This window comes from Desulfallas sp. Bu1-1, from assembly GCF_015594625.1.
GTDB lineage: Bacteria > Bacillota > Desulfotomaculia > Desulfotomaculales > Desulfallaceae > JADNRQ01.
Genome location: NZ_JADNRQ010000020.1, coordinates 24,231 through 42,012 on the forward strand (window position 1 = coordinate 24,231; position 17,782 = coordinate 42,012).

Below are 17,782 nucleotides of genomic sequence, written 5' to 3' on the forward strand. Positions count from 1 at the left end.
CCCGCTGTTAAGCATCAACCTGCAACCTCTTTTGCAATTCATTGACATAATAAAGATGTCCGGGCGGGCCAAACTAAAATAAAGGAGTGATCGGCCATGTCCGGCATAGAAATCGACATCAAGGCACTTTCCCGCAAGTATCGCACCAATGTGGCCCGGCTGATTCGCGCCTGGAAAAAAGGCCTGTCGGATCTGGAACTTTCCCGCCGCACCGGTATTAACGTCGCCACTCTCTACAGAATCAGGAGCGATATAGAATTAACTCACCGCCGGGCCAGGCTGGCCAAAAAAATGGAGTCACCGGAAGGCAAGCAATTACCCGTACAGCGCCATATTTTTTTAAGGCCGCTGGTGTAACATTCATAAGCGGGGTCGCTTACGGATACTTTGGTAATTTTTTCCTCGCACAGCGGGCAAATATAATTCCCGCATACAACCAGGCCATTTTCACCGGCCCGCGCCGTTTCGCAAATGATGCACGTACTTCCGGTCACCATCATCACCTTTTATAGTATATGCAGCGGCGCAAAATCCGGTGCAAACCAAAAGCTGCGGGACATCCCGCAGCTTGGCGCTTTGTTATTGTTTTTTATTATTTTCCTTCTTTTTTTCCACTGTTATTGCGCAATCCGGGCAGAAATTCTGGCAAATGCCGCAAGCAATGCATTCATCATTAATCTCTACTGAAGGCGTGCCGTATACTCCCAGCACATCCGACCAGCTCATGCATTTTTTGGGACACTTTTGAATGCACAGGCCACAGCCCTTACACAGCCCGGGGAATAACGTCCAAAAACCCTTTTCCGTCTCCAGGGTCCTTCCCTTGAAGGTTTGAGCCATAATATCTCCCCCCTTTACATTGCGCTGGCCACAAGTTCCATACCGCGTTCGATGGCCCGGAAATTCATTTCCCGGAGCTTGGGATTCTTTTCAAATTTATAGCCCAATTTTTTCTCAATGGCGGCCTTGGCATCTTCCACGGCAACCACCTCCGTGGCCTTGATCACCGCCCCCATGATGATGATGTTGAACACCCGGGGGTGCAGTTCGTTCTTGGACACCTCAATGGCCGGAATCCCCAGCACTTTTTTGGCGTTCTTGGGCAATTCGTTTTCCACGTTTTCAATCCCGCTGTCATAAACAAAGATGGTTTCGGGCCCGACGTATTGCTTCGTGCGGTGCACGGCGCGGTCACTTAGCGCCACCACGATGTCTCCGGTTTGAAACTTGGGCGCGCCGATAGGTTCGTCGCCGATTTGCAGGTAAGCCACCGAAACGCCACCCCGCTGTTCCACACCGAAATTGGGTATATACAGCGCCTCGCGTCCTTCCTCGTTGGCCGCCTCGGCGATAATCTCGGCCACCGACTGCACTCCCTGGCCGCCCTCACCTGCCAGGACGATTTTTACCACCTTACCCATTACTTATTGTCCCTCCTTCTCCCGGGGACCGGGTACTTTTATTTCCCCCACCTTAAAATACTTGGTCATCTCTTGTTCGACAAATTTCCAAGTCTCTTCCGCGTTGGTACGCCAGTTGGTGGGACAGGTGGATAACGCTTCGACAAAGCTGAACCCGTTCCCCGCCATCTGGTTTTCCAGCGCCTTTTTAATGAATCCCTTCAGTTGTTTGACATTGGCTACCGTACCCCTGGCCACGTAGGCGCCTTCCGGGGTGATGGCCGCCACCATTTCCGGCCCCTGGGTGGGGTAACCCGTGGCCTGGATATCCCGGCCATAGGGAGTCGTTTCCGTTTTCTGCCCCGGCAGGGTGGTGGGCGCCATCTGGCCGCCGGTCATGCCGTACTGGGTATTATTGACCAAAATTACAGTGATGCGCTCGTTACGGGTGGCCGCGCTGACCAGGTGTTGCGCGCCGATGGCGTACCCGCCCCCGTCGCCCATGTAGGCGATTCCCAGCACTCCGGGATTGGCCCGCTTGATGCCGGTGATCACCGGCGTGGTACGACCGTGGTGGGTCTGCACGGTATCAACGTTGAAAAAGTCCCAGGACAGCAGCGAGCAGCCGATGTCGCAGCCGAAAACCACTTTATCCTGAATGCCCAGTTCGTCGATGGCCTGCCCCAGTGCTTTAAGCACCAGGCCATGGCCGCAACCCGGACAGAATTTATGGGGTTTTGATTCCATTCGCCAGCATTTGGGCATGGCAGGCTGTACTGACATTAGCAATAGCCCCCTTTCAAATTCTCTCAGCATAATAAATTTCAATCTTGTAGTACCTTCCGGATAGGAACCGGTCTGTTAAAATTTAATCTATCTACCTACTGCTTTTTAACCTTGATTTCGCTGCAAAAACCATTACTTGTACCTGGCGCTCCGGCGGTTTTTTTCGTTCGTTTCGCAATTTTACTTTTGGGGTAAGTTAAATCAACCTTTAATTTCCTTCACCCGCGCGACCACTTCCTCGGCGGTAATGCCCACGCCCGGTTTGAACATCGGCAGTATTTCGGCGGAACACCCGTAAGCGGCTTCTTTGACGAGCCTGTCCAGCTGCCCGTTGGCGGATTCCACCACCAGGAGTTGCCCGGCCTTGTTGGCCACTTCCCTCAACTGGTCCACCGGTAGCGGCCGCAGAGTGATGGGACGGAAATACCCCACCTTGTAACCGGCTTCTCTTAACTCTTTAACCGCGGCTTTGCCGGCCCGGGACACCACGCCGTGGGATACCACCACCAGTTCGGCGTCCTCGGTATCAAAGGCCTCGTACTCGGCGATTTCGGGCGCGGCCTTGGCATAGTCGGCCAGGTAATCCTTGAGCACCTCATACAATTCCTCTTCTACATTGTAGGTGTTCCGCAGGTGCGTCGGAGGCCTGTCCACGCCGGGCATACCCGGCTTGCCCACGTACGGCTCGGTGGGCACCATTTCAATGCCCCTTTCCGCGGGGTCATAAAAGGTAAGCGATTCCCTCATTTTGGCCTGGTAACCGTCGCCCAGAACAAAAGTGGGGAAACGATATTTCCAGGCGGTGTTGAAAGCCTTGATCGTGTAATCGAAAAGTTCCTGGTGCGTGGCAGTGGAATAAACCACCCGCAGTCCTTCACCATTCCCGCCCAGCGTGGTCATGGTCACTTCCTGCTGTGAATAAATCACGGTGGCGGTGGAAGGGCCGCCGCGCTGCTGAACCACCACAACCACCGGCAGCCGCATGGCCTCGGCCATGCTCATGGGTTCCTGCATCAGAGTGTTGCCCGGCCCGGCCGTTGCGGTAAACGCCCTTCTGCCGGCCAGTACACCCCCCACGGTGGTGAACCCGGCTGAAAGCTCATCCTCGGTTTGCAAAAATTTACGGTCATACTTGGGCATCAACCTGGTCCAGTAATGCATGATCTCGTTCTGGGGCGTAATGGGATAACCGTACATGATCTCGGCACCCGCGGCCAGAGCGGCCCATGCGACAACTTCGTTGCCGGTCATGAATACCCTTTTTTCTCCCTGAATCGGCTTTTCAGGCATTAAATTGACACCTCCTAAATCTTAATTCCATATTGGAATTCCCATATTGGAATCTACTACCATAATGTTCGCGGCATATACCTTACCAGTTTCCTTACCGGATTGCCCGCGTCATCCACCGGTCCGATCATTGCCGCAATTTCCGCCACCGCGGTGGTGGCCACCACCGGGACGCCCAACATCCCGGCCGCCGCGCCGACCAACCTGGCTCCTTCCTGCACAATGTCCACGCCGGTTTCGTCACCCAGGTGACTGTTGTTAACCAAGCCGTGCACCCTGCCCAGTTCCCTCACGTATTGCACGATTTCCTCCACGGTGCCGGTTATGGGGCGCGCGATATTAATCACGGCATAAATCTTCAAATCGGGGTCCGCCTCGGATCCCTCCAACAGGTTCAGGGTTTTGGCTCCTTCCACCCCGTAGCCGATATCTAGAATGACATCCCCGGCGCGACGCAGCGCCCAGCGGTTTTCCGCCCGGAGTATGTTGCCGGTCTCGCCCAGCCCCGCAGTTTCCCTGGTTTCCCAGGCCAGCACGGTGATGCCCTTTTGCTCCAGTTCCTTTTTAATTGGGCGCAGGGTGTAACAGGGTTCCACAATATCCAGATCCACCAGAACCACTTGTCGCCCGGCGGCAGCCAGGTCAACGGCCCTGTTTACCGCCACCTCGCTTTTTCCGCTGGCATATTCCCCCACATACGCTTCTACAATTCGCGGGTCGATCGGTTTCACCCCCCGCGCGTTTAAATTTCTAACTTTTTATTTGTGATTTTTAATAGTTTTGATAAATTAAACACATTTTATGAACATTATGGCGTCTTATTATTCAAACTTATTTAAGTATATTTAAATAGCCAAAAAACGTCAAGAAACAGCCCCATTCACAGAATTTTTACACTGCATACGGTATTCAAATAAACCAATGGGTGAGAACCAAAAGCATGATCAAGCCGGGCAGTTGCAAAATGCCGGCCACCAGCACCGTAAAGGGGTTGAAAGCAACATGCAGGCCCACGTAACCGAGAATAAAATTAAACACGGATAACAGCACCACGCCCGTGATCGCACAAACAAACAGCCTGACCAGCAAACCCAGTGGTTTGTAAAACAACGTAACCACTATATACAAGCCCAACAACACCGCTAGCCCTATGACTAGCAAATTCCATTCCAACGCTGACACCCCCTAAAAAACATTAGTATTACCAATATATGGGGGCGTGTTGAAATAAATTACTTTTACTTAATCTCCCTTCGCCCTTCAATAGCTTTGCCCAGGGTGATCTCATCGGCGTATTCCAGGTGAGCGCCCACCGGCAAACCGTGGGCGATCCTGGTCACCCTGACGCCCAGTGGCTTGATCAACCTGGCCAGGTAAAGCGCGGTGGCATCCCCTTCCACGTCCGGGTTGGTGGCCAGAATCACTTCCTGGACATCGCCACCTTCCAGCCTGGCCAGCAAGCTTTTAATATTCAATTGCTCCGGTCCCACGCCGGCCAGGGGGGACAGAGCGCCATGCAGCACATGGTAAACGCCCTTGAACCCCCTGTATTTTTCCACGGCCGCCACATCCCGCGGGTCCTGCACCAGGCAGATCACCCCCCTGTCCCGGGTCTGGTCGGAGCAGATCGCGCACGGGTCGATATCGGTGAGATTGCCGCATACGGAACAGCGCGTCACCGTCGCCCTGGCCTCCCTGATGGCCGCAGCCAGGTTTTCAGCCACCTCCGGGGGCGCATTGAGCAGAAAAAAAGCCAGGCGTTGCGCTGTTTTGGAGCCGATCCCGGGTAATCTGGCCAGTTCGCCGATCAAGCGTGAAACCGCACCGGCATATTGCATTGATGATTCCACTCCCAAAAGAATTAAAATAATCCGGGAATACCAAGCCCCCCGGTGATTTTACCCATCTCGGCGGTCATCATTTCCTGGGCTTTTTTCAGCGCCTCGTTAACCGCGGTCAGCACCAGATCCTGAAGCATTTCCACATCCTCCGGGTCAACCGCCTCGGGTTTGATCTCAACCGAAACTATTTCCAGCCTGCCGTTGGCGACCACCTTGACCACACCGCCGCCGGCCGTACTTTCCACCGTCCGGTTGCCCAACTCCTCCTGCATTTTGGCCATCTCGGCCTGCATTTTCTGCACCTGTTTCATCATTTTAGCCATATTACCGCCCATAATTATTTACCTCCCATCTCACTTTTATCTTCGGCCTCTTCCAAAGGAATTTCCTCTCCCTGGAAAAGACTGATCGTTTCCCCTGGTTCCAGCCGCGCGGCAGGCCGTTCGCCCCAGCCCGGGGGAGGGGCATCATAAAAACTGCACCGGATTTGCCAGCTGGCACGGGTAAACGAAGTGAGCGTTTGGGCCAGCAGGTTCCTGGCAGTCTCATTTTCTTCGATTATCTTTTTGGAAAATATATCCTCCCGGGTAACGCCCAGTACAAGACCGTGGTCATTAACCTCAGCCGGCCAAACCTGTTTCGGGTTAAAATATTCGTATGCGGCCGGGCTGGATTTTTTTATCGTAGCCAGGATATCCGGCCACCAGTTTCTAATTTGTTCAATACTGTAATGACCCGCGCCGTTCCCGGCAATGGCCACGGCTTCTCCATTTTTCCCCGGATCGCCCTGTTCAATCCCCTGCCCTGGAATTTCGGCCTTTTCGTCCTTCTCCAAAGACGCCCTTTGGGGGACCTCCCACCCCGGTACCAGTTTCGTTTGCCCGGATGGGGACGCTGCCGTGCCGCTAGCTGTAGTATTACCCGTTTGCAGCGGTTTTTCACCGGAGGGTGTTGTACCAGGCGGTTTTATGCCCTGGTTTTTTTCAAAACTTTTTTCTGTAATCGGCGGAGCGGGTTCCTTTCCAGGCTGGCCGGCAATGGTTACAGGCATAATTTGCCCCGGTGTCCCCGGTCCCGGAACTCCGGCATTAATTGGCCGACCCCCCCCGGCCAGCGCCCGTTCCAGCCGCTCCAGCCGCTGGAGCAGTTCGCCGGCGGGCGACGCCCCGTCATCGCCGGTCGCCCTGATCAGGGCCAGCTCAAACAGTACCCGCGGGTGCACGCTCCGGCGCATCGCCTGTTCGGCTTCCACCAGGAGGTCTATGGCCCTGATCAGCCTGCTCCGGGAAAACAACTCCAGCAGACCCGCGGCGTCCTGCGCAGCGTCACCGGCCTGTTCCGGCGCCAGCGCCGCCACCAACAACCGGCGCAGGTACTCCGTCAGTTCACCGGCCAGCAGGTACAAATCCTTGCCCTCGCTGATCATGGCCGCCACCAGATTCAACACATCCGCCGTCTTTTTTTCCGCCAGTCCCAGGACCAGTTCGCGCAAAACATCTTCCCGCACCGTGCCCAAAATACCGTGCACAATTTCGGCCGTTACGGCGGCGTCCCCGCTGAGCAGCAGCGCCTGGTCCAGCAGGCTTAAAGCGTCCCTCAAACTACCGGCGGCGGCCCGGGTGATGACCCGAACGGCCTCCTCGTTGACGTTAAACCCGCTTTTATTCGCCACTTCAATTAAACGATCGGCAATAACGTTGTCGGGGATGGGACGAAAATCGAAACGCTGGCAACGGGACAAAATGGTGAGGGGAACCTTGTGCGGCTCCGTGGTGGCCAGCACAAAAACCACATGCCCGGGCGGCTCCTCCAGCGTTTTGAGCAGGGCGTTAAACGCCTCGTTGGTAAGCATATGCACCTCGTCTACAATATATATCCGCTTGCTGCCCAGGGACGGGAAAAACTTGATGTTTTCCTTCAGTTCGCGAATTTCATCGATCCCCCGGTTGGAGGCGGCATCTATTTCAATTACATCCATAGTGGCACCGGAAATAATTTCCCGGCAAACCCGGCACTGGTTGCACGGCTCGCCCCCGCGCTGCTCGGGGCAGTTGATGGCCCGGGCCAGCACCTTGGCCGTGCTGGTTTTGCCGGTGCCGCGGGGGCCGCAAAACAGGTAAGCGTGGCTGACCTTCCCCGCCACCACGGCGTTACGTAAAGTTTCGGTTACGTGTTTTTGCCCCACAATTTCGCCCAGCGTCCGCGGGCGCCACTGCCGGTACAGGGCAAGGTAGCCCACTTGTCACACCTCCCGATCAATTTTACCTACCAACTTATTTCGCTGCGCGTATAATTTTACCTGCTTTAAACAAAAAATCGGCCGCAGCCGATTTTTTGTTTAAATTTGATGGCCGCGCACCCGCCGTCGAATAATGGCTTCCAAGCGTTACTCCTGCAGGTAACTCGGACCAGGCACCCTTGCGGCACCCGGAATTACTTCCTTAGTGCTGCTTCCGTCAGGACCTGACACGGTTCAGAAGGCTCCGTCGCGCAAGACCCAGCCGTCAACGCCCCTTACAGAAGCCGGACCCCACAAGCCAAACCCTCGGGACGGGAGTTCAACCCCGCTGTAGCGGATTGCGGGTACAGGGCACCGCTACCTCCCCGTCTAGCACGGCCAAGAATATAAACTTTTTGCACTTAGAACGAGGACGGACCCACAACAATTTCAACCAGGCCCGTCCGCAAGCACAACATTTGTGGCGGAGAGAGAGGGATTCGAACCCTCGAGACGGTTTCACACCGTCTACGCGATTTCCAGTCGCGCGCCTTCGACCAACTCAGCCATCTCTCCGTGGTCTACATGAGCAATACTATATAAATCGGTGCGGAGAGAGTTCACGTCTCTCCGGCAACTGCGCAATCTTTATTATACATTTATTTTGGCCTGACTGCAACCCTTTTTGACCGTTACGTCCTCTTAATTACTGGCATGCCTGCCAGGTTCGGGCTAATAAATGCCATATTTCAGAAACTTGTATTCCAGGTAGTTAACGATTTTCCCCACCCGGCGTAGATTTTGAAAAAGTGCACAACGGTGTCATCATCCGGGCGTGCCCGGGCTCACCACAACAAAAGGTTGGAGTGAAACCTCCAACCTTTTCAGTTCTCACTTTGTTATAATTTTTATTTATAGCTCATTAATTTACTTGCTCTCCAATGTGCATACTTTTTCGTTTCACATGTTGGAGTCTGGTTCATTTAAATCCGATGTGATTGAACCCCTATCCAATTTACCCAACAGCAAAGCCAATACTGCTCCAAGGGTTAAAGTAGCAAGCATGGCCACGGTGGTATGATATACGTACCAGGCTACCAGGTAGAGCATGGCAATCACAATGGACAGCACCATCAGCGGGAAGGCCACCTTGAAAAACCCCATGAAACCAATGGGAAAACCTCTTTTTTCCGCCATGCCTATGACCACCACGTTGGCCGAGGCGCCAATGATGGTGCCGTTGCCACCCAGGCAGGCGCCCAGAGACAGGGACCACCAAAGGAAATTAAGATCCTGGATGCCGCCCAGGCGCCCCATATCCTGAATCAACGGAATCATGGTGGCCACGAAGGGGATGTTATCAACAAAGGCCGACGCCATGGCCGACAGCCATAAAATCAACAGGCCTGCCGGCAACAGCTCTCCGCCCGTCACATCCAGCGCGTACCTGGCGATGGCTTCAATAACCCCCACCTCTTCCAGGGCGCCCACCACCACAAATAAACCGATAAAGAAGAAAATCACCGGCCACTCCACGGCATGAAATGCATGCTCGGGGTCCATACGGGTCACCAGCAGCAACAAAGCGGCCCCCGCCAGGGCAATAACCGAGCTTTCCAGGTGTACGAACTGGTGCAAGACAAAACCTGTAATTGTTAAACCCAAAACAGCTACACATTTTTTCAATAGGGCGGGGTCCTTAATCTCGGCTTTTTCATCCATGGTCATAACATTTTTCATTAATTCAGGCCTGGTGGCGACTTGCCCCCGGTAGATCAATTTCAAAATAAATATGGTTATAACATAGATGACCACAACCACGGGAGTGAGGTTAATAACAAAATCCATAAACCCTAGCTTGGTGGCGCTGCCGATCATAATATTGGGAGGATCGCCGATCAACGTTGCCGTGCCGCCGATATTGGAGGCCAGGATTTCCACGATTAAAAACGGTATGACATTAACCTGCAACTGCCGGGCAATGGCAAAAGTCACCGGCACAATGAGCAACACGGTGGTAACGTTGTCCAACAAGGCGGAGAGCACCGCAGTGATCAAACCGAGGGCGGCCATAATTCGAACGGGCTCTCCCCTGGCCTGTTTGGCGGCCTTGATGGCGAGGTATTCAAATACCCCCGTTTGCCGGGTAATACCAACAATAATCATCATCCCCACCAGCAGGCCGATAGTGTTGAAATCCACAAAATGGACAGCCTGTTCCTCGTCCACAATCCCGGCCAAAATGACCACCGCCGCGCCGCAAAAAGCGGCAACCGCCCGGTGGATCTTTTCCGATACGATAATGGCGTAAGTGACCAGAAAAACGGCCGTGGCAAAAATTATTTGGGTTTCAGCCTGCATAAATTATCTCCCTTCCATATTCCATAGAAATTTTAAGACATCATTAATATTCCCGTTTCCATTCCTTTGTTCTTTATAAACACCTCCTGCCATAAAAAGGTAAAATAAAAGAGGGGATGGTCAAATAAATTGACCACCCCCCCCAGTAGTCGGAAACCGTTACAGCCTGGCAATCATAGACCATACGGTCCACAGACCCATAGCTTTAGCGTCACTGGCTTTCGCCAGTTTTGCCCAACCCGTGGAGAGAATTTTAAGTTTTTCTACAGAGTTAATAATATTTTACACTTTTTTAGTTTGTCAATCAACTTATCAATAAGCCTTACATCTAAATCTAGTCTCTTATACTATATTTTTAACGCCATTTCGCATAGTTCGTGATCTATTTAACATTAGTTTATATTGCTTAATCAAAAAATATGAGACCAAATTTCCGGCGACGGCTATGTCTTCGGTATGAAGATAATGATTGGCGCTGGCGTCAAATAAAATGTTCGCGGAGCCGCCGGTTTCTTCGTCTTTGAGCCGGATTTTCACCGTTACCGGAAACCTCGGCAGGAAATCAAAAACAGCGTGGACATCGGCTCTTTTCTCAAGCCGGGCGTTTAGCCGTTTCCATCACCAATGGAGTCCATTTTGGGTGGATCATCTGCGCTATTTGTCTAACCATAATAACCTGCCGTTTTCCCTGTCCTGGCGGGCTTTTACATCTCCCCCGGGCGCGTATTCCGGCGTCACAAACCTGGTGGCTTCCTTCTTAAGTGCGCCGTTAATAAAGGGCTACGGCTTTCTTTGCAAGTCAGACCCCCGCGTAGCAATAAAGGCAGCCGGACGGGCAGCGCATGTTGTACCAGCCGATATCGACACTTTTGGTGCAGCCGCACAGTTCACGCTGGCCGGGGGCCTTTTCCAAGCTGCAGGGTTCCTTGCGGGGATGTAACTTTTGCAACAGGGCGCCGTCAATGCATTTTGAAGTGGCAAAGCCGGGCACCGCGCAGGTATAAAGCGCGCCGCCCCGCTCTTGGGCGACTTGTTTCAGGCGCTTGATCACCCTTACCCTTTGATCTTGCGTGAGGGTGATAATTTCGTAGCCCCGCCCGGCTAACCTGCGTTTCACTCGAGGGTATTCTTCCATAAACGAAGTGGAAAAAGAGAAAATCCCCATTTCCACCGCCTGCACGATGATTTGCTCGGCAAGGGGAATATTGCTTATTAACGTACCGTTTTTTTTGATCGTGACCAGGGGGTCAACCCGCAGCCGGATTCTCTCCGGTGAACCCAAAAATTCGATCAACCCCGGCAGTTCCCCGGCGGTATCCCTCCAACCTGGCACGTTCGGCTCCAGCGGAGTTCCACCAAGCCCCGTGATGGTCACATGGGCAAAAACATGATCATATTTTTTCAGCGCTTCTGCATAGGGGCCGTTATAAATAAAGCCCGGAAACTTGGTTATACAAACAACCGTGTGCACTTTCTCCGGGGGGTATTTTTCCGATAACACAGGGATGAGTTTTTCAGCGAACCAGCGCATATCGGTACGCCTGGACATGGTGATCACTTTTTTCATGCGCCCATCATGCCGCGAATCATCATGATAGTTGGGATCATTTTTTCCTCCTTTACCCATCAGGAGTGATAATCCAGGTAATACTCAATGTAATTCCGGACTTTTTCCGCCGGTTTGTAAATCCCAAAGTGGCCCTCGCAAAGGATGTCCGCATTTAAATTGATCAGCTTGCGCATGGAGTCCCGCCATTGTTCCATGTTCGAACCCCAGGAGGAGTCAAATGGCCCGTGGATATCCTGGCCAAACAAAATTCTGGTCCCCTTCACATCCAGGTAGGGGCTGATTCCCCCCGGTGTGTGACCGGGGGTATGCAGGCAATGTAAAACCGCGTTTCCCACGGCAACATTCTGCGTCTCCCCGTTTAATAATCTATCCACCGGCACGGGACGGTAATTGACCCGGTAGTACCATGCCGCTGTCAGTTCCGGCTTCCCCCCGGAGACTGCGTTGCGATCCAGCTCGTGGCACACCACCTGCGCTCCCCGCTCCCGAAAGTAATGCAGGCCCCCAATGTGATCAATGTGTCCGTGGGTGACGATGACATGCTTCAACAGGGAACTGTCCAGGCCAAGCTTTTCGATGTTCTCTAAAACAGCCCGGGTAGAATAACCCAGTCCGGCATCCACCAGGGCCAGCTCTGCTCCGCCGTCCACCAGGTAGATGCAACAATCACGGTCATCCGTTATCCCGGGTCCCCCCACAATGTAAACACTTTCAAAAACTTGCCCAGGTTTGTTCATTTAAAACAACTCTTTCCTCCACGATTATTATCCGGGTCATGATCATCAAATATATCTTATCATAAAGCCTCTCCAACCGGGTATAAATCAATAAACGCGAAAAAGAAAAATAGGGCCTGCTGAACGGAGCACCTCAAGGCTGGGATATTTCTTGGGCTGGAAGTAAATATCCATATTTTTCGGCATGTCCCAACATATAAAGAAATGCAAAAGCAGGTATTTTAACTATCGGGATCTTGGTTTTTACATTAAGGAATCCGTAATCCTCAGGCCGTTTTGTAATCACCATAGCAGCGGCAGTATTGTTATCATCTGCCAATTCTACAATTGCTTCTTTTAAACCTATTTTTACATCTTCCCTGTATTTCACCTCGATTAAAATACGTCCGACCGGGTGGTAGTCGACAACCACGTCGATTTCTTTTTCCCGGTTGCCCGCCTGTCTGTAATAGCCGACCCTGGTCTGTTGTCTATAGTAGAATGAAGCGACATGTTTGTATACTGCGGTTTCCACCATAACACCCATTTCCTCAGGGTCTGAAAGCACGTCCTCCAGCATCAAAACCGCATTACGGATAGCCGCATCTGCAATATATACTTTCGGCTTGGCTTTTAATATCTTTTTGCCGCCCATTTCTACCGGGTTGCTGATATAAATTAAATTGGCCGCCTCCAATAAGTTCAAGTAATTTGAAACAGTCTGCCTCGCAACCTCAATTTCTTTTGCAATGGTGTCAATGGTAATCAGATTGCCGGAATGAATGCATAAATATAAAAAAATCTTTTCCAGTTCCGCTACGTTACGGACATTAAATAAGACAGTCAAGTCTCTCTTTAATACTTTATCGACTACATCTTCCCTAAGAATTCTTTGGGCAAATGGAACATCATCGGAAAGTGCGATTTCAGGAAACCCCCCTACCAAAAGGTACCTGTGGAAGTATTTTTGCAGTATCGCAAGTGAACGTATGAGATCTTCCAACTTTTCCGGTGGAAGAGTCCAGAGCCGGCCCGGTTTCAATCCCTGGGGAAGCACAGGCAGATCGTTTATTCTCATAAGTTCACAATATTCGTAGAATGACAGAGTGGGAATTTTTATTATTGTCCATCTACCCACTCCGCTTTCAGACGCATGAGCGGCTAAAATAGGACTGGCTGAACCAGTGGCAATTACTTTACAACTTTTACGGTGGTCGTAAAGATACTTTATCCAGAGATCCCACTGGCTGGCGTAATGTACCTCGTCAAAGAAAAAGCACAAGTTTTGGCTGCTTCCGGAAACATTTTCTTCGTAAACATCAAGGATTTCTTCAATAGTACAAAACTTTAAAATCGGGTGGTCAAAAGAGACATATAAAATATGCTTTGCGGGAATACCGTTATTCAACATTTCCTCAATGAGCTGATAGAGTATTGTTGTTTTTCCCACACGTCTTGCACCGGACAGAATAACTGACCGGCGAATAGTGGGATGATTGAGAACCTTATATGCTTCATAGTACGCAAACCGTTTTACCGGCTTGGTAGATTCTTTCGGTACATTTCCAGTGATCCACCAAGGATTAAATGAAAATAAAACTTTAAGTAGCCTTTCTCTATCAATAATAGCCATTAATTCATCACCTGTTTTACATTTTAACCATAAAAATTGTAACATATGCTTTGCAAAAATAAAAGAACAGGTTACCCCGGTTCCCCCACCCCGATTTTACCCGCAAAACAACAAAGGACTCTCACCTTGAACCATGAGAATCCCTTGTCTTTTTTAATCTAATTTGGCGGAGAGAGTGGGATTCGAACCCACGAGACCGCTACTAACGGTCTACTCGATTTCGAGTCGAGCGCCTTCGACCATCTCGGCCATCTCTCCGTTTTATCTTTGTTTTTATTACAAACATATAACCCGCTAACTTTTAATCTTACCTTCCCTCTTACTTTCCCGCAACTCCCGGAAAAAACGCTGGATGATTTCCCGGCATTCATCTTCCAGGATACCGGATACCACTGCCACCTGGTGATTGAACCTGGGTTCCCGCAGCACGTCCATAATGGAATCCACGGCGCCCGCTTTGGGATCAGGCGCACCGTAAACTAGAGTTTGCACCCGGAATTGGATCATCGCCCCCGCGCACATGGGACAGGGTTCAATGGTGGAATACACCGTGGCTCCATCCAACCGCCAGTCTCCTATATGGCGAGCGGCCTCCCTCATGGCCAGTATTTCCGCGTGGGCGGTGCTGTCTGCCAGTGTCTCCCGGAGGTTATGCCCCCGGCCGATAATTTCACCGCCGAGAACCACTATTGCCCCAATGGGCACCTCGCCCAAAACATAGGCCTTTTCGGCCTCCACCAGGGCTTCGCGCATGTATCCGGCATGATTCACCGGGAATGCTCTCCTTTTCCGGGCTGCCAGGCGCTTGCCGGAATAGTTGTAACCAATGCGCCCGCGGCTTTTCGCCGGTACCCGCAAAAACCAGTATATCACAAATAATTATCTCTTGACAACCTGTTTAAAAATACTGTTCACCTTTGTTTTACCATCCCAGTAAAAAGGACCAAGGAGTCCCGCATCAAAGGTTTTGTTGCTCATTTATTTAAACAAAACCGCCGGGCTTAAATAATTTCCCGTCGTGAAGGTCACGATGGTTTCTTTCTATTTTGGCGGTGCGTTATCAAAAAGTTCTTTGATAAAAGGCAGCAGGTCGATGGGTCTTACAATGCCAACCACTTTCATGTGTTCGTCCGTTACCGGCACAATGGTGATCCGGCGGTTTAAGATGATTTCCGCAGCCTTGGAAGGGTGGTCGGTTTCCTGCACATGAACATCCACCAGCGGCCGGATACATTTTTTTAACGGGGTATCCTTAATTAATTGTACTCCTTCCCAATAAAACAAACCTGGCCGGTTATAGGTAAAGATGCCCAGCCACCCGCCTGCCCTGGGAGCCAAATTGCCAACCGCTTCAAATACGTTACGTAGGGTAAGGAACCCGGTTATCTTTTCGTTATCATCCAAAACCACAATCCAGCGGTATCCTTTTTCCTGCGACATGCGGTACATTATATTAACCGCCTGCTCCAGGGTGGCATTTTGGTTAATTCTTGGATAATCCGAAAAAGGGATCATATAATCTTTTATCGTTCCTGTTTTTTCCGGCATGTGAAACACCCCTGTCTAAAATTAATATTGGGAATATTTAAATTTATACTACGATTTTAATTTAGACATTATTTGCTTGCCACTAAAAATTCTTTTAATGACATTATTAGAACTTGGAACGTAAGAAATCGTCGTCGTTTTTTTCACAAAAAGCGGAAAAACTTAACTACATTAAACTTTTTTGGTTTTTATTTTAACAACCGGTCCTTCAAGAACATATCAAATCCCGCCTTGTTCAAAAATACAAGAAATTAGCAATTAATTGATTTGGTGCAAAAACCTTCTTTTTTCACAAGGCTGCCCAACATAAAAGGTTGTATTTAGCCGTTGGAGTACAAAATGTAGAAGCTCTGGTGGTTCAAATGGGTTTTTTGCAATGAAATCAATTAATTCGAAAAAACTATTTAAACTGGTATATTATTTAATATAATAATATCCAGGTAAGATTTTTATATTAAGGTGATACTGTTTTATGGGGAAATTTACCGTGCCCGGTTTGAAAATTGGTATTATTAGCGATACCCACGGAAACGAGCGTATTTGCCGTCAAATCTGGCAAAGCTACTTTAAAGACGTTCAATTGATTATTCACGCCGGGGATATTTTGTACCACGGCCCCAGAAACCCGATCACTGAGGGTTACAACCCCGCCGGCCTGGCTGAATTTTTAAACGCCAGCCCCATTCCCCTGCTTGTGGCCAGAGGCAACTGTGACGCCGACGTTGACCGGCTTGTACTGCAATACCTTTTAAGCCCGTTTTTATTCATGCAGTTCGGTGATTTCCGCATCATGGTGGAGCACGGAGACGGCCCGGGCCTGGAAAAACATTATATGATCGATATAAGCCGGAAATACGGTATAAACCTGTTTATTACGGGCCATACTCACGAACGCATGCTGGAGCGGGTGGAAGATGTTGTTCTCCTTAACCCGGGCAGCCCAACATTGCCCAAAGGAGATGGAATCCCCTCCGTGGCATTGTTGGAAAACGGGCAATTGCGGATTGTCAACATCTTAACCGGTGAAATATTGGATCACGCGGATATATAAAGCAAAACCCCGCAATTTATTGCGCCAAATGCCATTTGAACGACATTTAGCTTCTTATTTCTCAAGGAGAAAAAGCTGCCGGACAAGCATTCGGCTAAAAATCCGGAACGGGTTGTTGGCAAAGTAATAATAAAACCGGGTCGCCCCAAACATATAATAAAATCCTTGTATTTGGATGCCCGGTGGTTTCCTCCGCTCGTTCCGCAATTTTACCCTGGTGGATGGAGCAACTCTTGGTCTCCGCTTGCAGCTGTCAGCCGACTATTTCTTCACACCCTTTCATTGCACAGCATACCCCGTTTCCCGACATACCCGCTCTGAAGCACATATTATCCGACTTGCATTCCGCTTTGCTGAAATCCCCGGATTTCCACCTGTTAATCAAATTAGGCTCCCTGATCAATGGCCGGCTCATGGAAATATAATCCGCCACCCCATCTTTCACCAGGGTCTCCGCCACCTGAAAAGATCTCATACCGCCCACCAGAATTAGCGGGATGCCAATGGCTTCTTTGAAATCACGGGCTTCTTCCCTGAAATAGGCCTCTTCTTTTTCAGACTTTATCCCAGGCCTGCTGGGAGACAGCTTGCCGCCTGTAAGCAAACCACCGCTCAGCTCAATGGCGTCCAGGCCAACATCAGCCAGCATCCGCCCAACTTGCAAGGAATCCTCCAGACTCAGCCCGTTCTCTACAAAATCCTTACAATTCAGCTTAATTAATACCGGGTAGTTTTCCCCCACGACTTCCCTAATAGCCTGATAAACCTCGATATGAATACGGGCGCGATTTTGTATATCTCCCCCATACTCATCCCGTCGCCGGTTGTATACCGGGGAGAGAAACTGGCTAAGCAGATACCCATGTGCGCTGTGTATTTGAACCCCGTCGAAGCCAGCAGCTTTTGCCCTCCGTGCTCCATCAGCAAAAGCAGTTACTATCTCTCGAATATCCTGAGCCGTTATTTCCCGGTACGGCTTTTTGCCGGGTTCTTCAAGGTCCGAGACAACCAGCGGTAACTGCCCGGTCAATTTTTCCGGTGCGAACATTCCAGCATGGGAAAGCTGCATTACTATTTTGCCGCCACAGTCATGTACAGCTTTGGTCATTTCCCGCAGCCCGGGTATAAGTTCATCTTTATAAACACCCAGCTGCCATGGGGCAGCCTGGCCCTCGGGCAGGACATAGGAGTGGCCGCTGATAATTAGTCCCACGCCTCCCCTGGCGAGCTCGGTCATTGTCGCAACAAGTTTTGGGGTAACAGACCCGTCATTGGCGGCCATACCTTCCCAGGTTGCCGAGCGAACAAAACGATTTGCCAGCTCCATACCATTTATTTCTGTGCTCTCAAACATTTTACTCATTTTAT

At 50.7% G+C, this 17,782-nt stretch carries 19 protein-coding genes, 2 tRNA genes, 1 other RNA gene, 1 pseudogene and 1 riboswitch; of the genes and pseudogenes, 2 read left to right on the top strand and 21 right to left on the bottom strand.

Annotated features, from left to right (window positions below; all coding sequences use genetic code 11):
* The first annotated feature begins 96 nt into the window (after nt 1-96).
* The gene (locus IT084_RS14425; RefSeq protein WP_195713603.1) at nt 97-357 is read left to right on the top strand and encodes a hypothetical protein; all 261 of its coding nucleotides are present in this window, start codon (nt 97-99) and stop codon (nt 355-357) included.
* Here the strand turns inward: IT084_RS14425 and IT084_RS14430 are convergent.
* From IT084_RS14430 to IT084_RS14525, 20 genes and pseudogenes are all read right to left on the bottom strand, one after another.
* Nucleotides 264-500, bottom strand: a complete 237-nt coding sequence (locus IT084_RS14430; protein ID WP_313885493.1) for a sigma factor G inhibitor Gin — start codon at nt 498-500, stop codon at nt 264-266. The two genes, IT084_RS14425 and IT084_RS14430, sit on opposite strands and share 94 nt — an antisense overlap.
* A 79-nt stretch (nt 501-579) precedes the next feature.
* Nucleotides 580-840 (bottom strand): ferredoxin family protein, encoded by a 261-nt coding sequence (locus IT084_RS14435; protein WP_195713605.1) that lies wholly within the window; start codon nt 838-840, stop codon nt 580-582.
* A gap of 14 nt (nt 841-854) precedes the next feature.
* A complete protein-coding gene (locus IT084_RS14440; RefSeq protein WP_195713606.1) occupies nt 855-1,421 on the bottom strand; it encodes a 2-oxoacid:acceptor oxidoreductase family protein in 567 nt (188 codons plus the stop codon).
* A 3-nt stretch (nt 1,422-1,424) separates the two neighbouring features.
* Nucleotides 1,425-2,183: a thiamine pyrophosphate-dependent enzyme gene (locus tag IT084_RS14445; RefSeq protein WP_195713607.1), complete on the bottom strand. Its 759-nt coding sequence runs from the start codon at nt 2,181-2,183 to the stop codon at nt 1,425-1,427.
* Between the two features lie 204 nt (nt 2,184-2,387).
* Nucleotides 2,388-3,476 (bottom strand): ferredoxin oxidoreductase, encoded by a 1,089-nt coding sequence (locus tag IT084_RS14450; protein ID WP_195713608.1) that lies wholly within the window; start codon nt 3,474-3,476, stop codon nt 2,388-2,390.
* Between the two features lie 56 nt (nt 3,477-3,532).
* Nucleotides 3,533-4,207 (bottom strand): hypothetical protein, encoded by a 675-nt coding sequence (locus IT084_RS14455; RefSeq protein ID WP_195713609.1) that lies wholly within the window; start codon nt 4,205-4,207, stop codon nt 3,533-3,535.
* Nucleotides 4,208-4,385: 178 nt separating this feature from the next.
* A complete protein-coding gene (locus IT084_RS14460; RefSeq protein ID WP_195713610.1) occupies nt 4,386-4,658 on the bottom strand; it encodes a pro-sigmaK processing inhibitor BofA family protein in 273 nt (90 codons plus the stop codon).
* A gap of 56 nt (nt 4,659-4,714) precedes the next feature.
* The gene (recR, locus tag IT084_RS14465) at nt 4,715-5,314 is read right to left on the bottom strand and encodes a recombination mediator RecR (protein ID WP_195713611.1); all 600 of its coding nucleotides are present in this window, start codon (nt 5,312-5,314) and stop codon (nt 4,715-4,717) included.
* 23 nt (nt 5,315-5,337) lie between these two features.
* Nucleotides 5,338-5,655: a YbaB/EbfC family nucleoid-associated protein gene (locus tag IT084_RS14470; protein ID WP_395879929.1), complete on the bottom strand. Its 318-nt coding sequence runs from the start codon at nt 5,653-5,655 to the stop codon at nt 5,338-5,340.
* On the bottom strand, nt 5,655-7,556 hold the full coding sequence (gene dnaX / locus IT084_RS14475) for a DNA polymerase III subunit gamma/tau (RefSeq protein WP_195713613.1): 1,902 nt from the start codon (nt 7,554-7,556) through the stop codon (nt 5,655-5,657). The genes IT084_RS14470 and dnaX overlap by 1 nt, the downstream gene beginning before the upstream one ends.
* Nucleotides 7,557-7,668: 112 nt before the next feature.
* An RNA gene (ffs, locus tag IT084_RS14480) (signal recognition particle sRNA large type) lies at nt 7,669-7,934 on the bottom strand.
* A gap of 83 nt (nt 7,935-8,017) precedes the next feature.
* A tRNA-Ser gene (locus IT084_RS14485) sits at nt 8,018-8,111 on the bottom strand.
* 384 nt (nt 8,112-8,495) lie between these two features.
* Nucleotides 8,496-9,896, bottom strand: coding sequence for an SLC13 family permease (locus IT084_RS14490; protein WP_195713614.1), 1,401 nt, complete (start codon nt 9,894-9,896; stop codon nt 8,496-8,498).
* A gap of 157 nt (nt 9,897-10,053) precedes the next feature.
* Nucleotides 10,054-10,141: riboswitch (cyclic di-GMP riboswitch) on the bottom strand.
* A 97-nt stretch (nt 10,142-10,238) separates the two neighbouring features.
* Nucleotides 10,239-10,499, bottom strand: a pseudogene (locus IT084_RS14495) (DUF3786 domain-containing protein); the annotation flags it as partial.
* A 196-nt stretch (nt 10,500-10,695) separates the two neighbouring features.
* On the bottom strand, nt 10,696-11,463 hold the full coding sequence (locus IT084_RS14500; protein WP_243276993.1) for a DUF1848 family protein: 768 nt from the start codon (nt 11,461-11,463) through the stop codon (nt 10,696-10,698).
* Nucleotides 11,464-11,522: 59 nt separating this feature from the next.
* Nucleotides 11,523-12,203, bottom strand: a complete 681-nt coding sequence (locus IT084_RS14505) for an MBL fold metallo-hydrolase (RefSeq protein ID WP_195713615.1) — start codon at nt 12,201-12,203, stop codon at nt 11,523-11,525.
* Nucleotides 12,204-12,336: 133 nt separating this feature from the next.
* A complete protein-coding gene (locus tag IT084_RS14510) occupies nt 12,337-13,815 on the bottom strand; it encodes an ATP-binding protein (RefSeq protein WP_195713616.1) in 1,479 nt (492 codons plus the stop codon).
* Between the two features lie 164 nt (nt 13,816-13,979).
* A tRNA-Ser gene (locus IT084_RS14515) sits at nt 13,980-14,073 on the bottom strand.
* 36 nt (nt 14,074-14,109) lie between these two features.
* Entirely contained in the window at nt 14,110-14,586 is a 477-nt protein-coding gene (tadA, locus tag IT084_RS14520) for a tRNA adenosine(34) deaminase TadA (RefSeq protein ID WP_313885495.1), read from the bottom strand.
* Between the two features lie 270 nt (nt 14,587-14,856).
* Nucleotides 14,857-15,363, bottom strand: coding sequence for an HPP family protein (locus tag IT084_RS14525; protein ID WP_195713617.1), 507 nt, complete (start codon nt 15,361-15,363; stop codon nt 14,857-14,859).
* A 472-nt stretch (nt 15,364-15,835) separates the two neighbouring features.
* Between IT084_RS14525 and yfcE the strand changes: the two genes are divergently transcribed.
* Nucleotides 15,836-16,414: a phosphodiesterase gene (gene yfcE, locus IT084_RS14530; protein ID WP_207744619.1), complete on the top strand. Its 579-nt coding sequence runs from the start codon at nt 15,836-15,838 to the stop codon at nt 16,412-16,414.
* A 253-nt stretch (nt 16,415-16,667) separates the two neighbouring features.
* Here yfcE and IT084_RS14535 read toward each other — a convergent pair whose 3' ends face one another.
* The gene (locus tag IT084_RS14535) at nt 16,668-17,777 is read right to left on the bottom strand and encodes an NADH:flavin oxidoreductase (protein WP_195713618.1); all 1,110 of its coding nucleotides are present in this window, start codon (nt 17,775-17,777) and stop codon (nt 16,668-16,670) included.
* Nucleotides 17,778-17,782 lie beyond the last annotated feature (5 nt).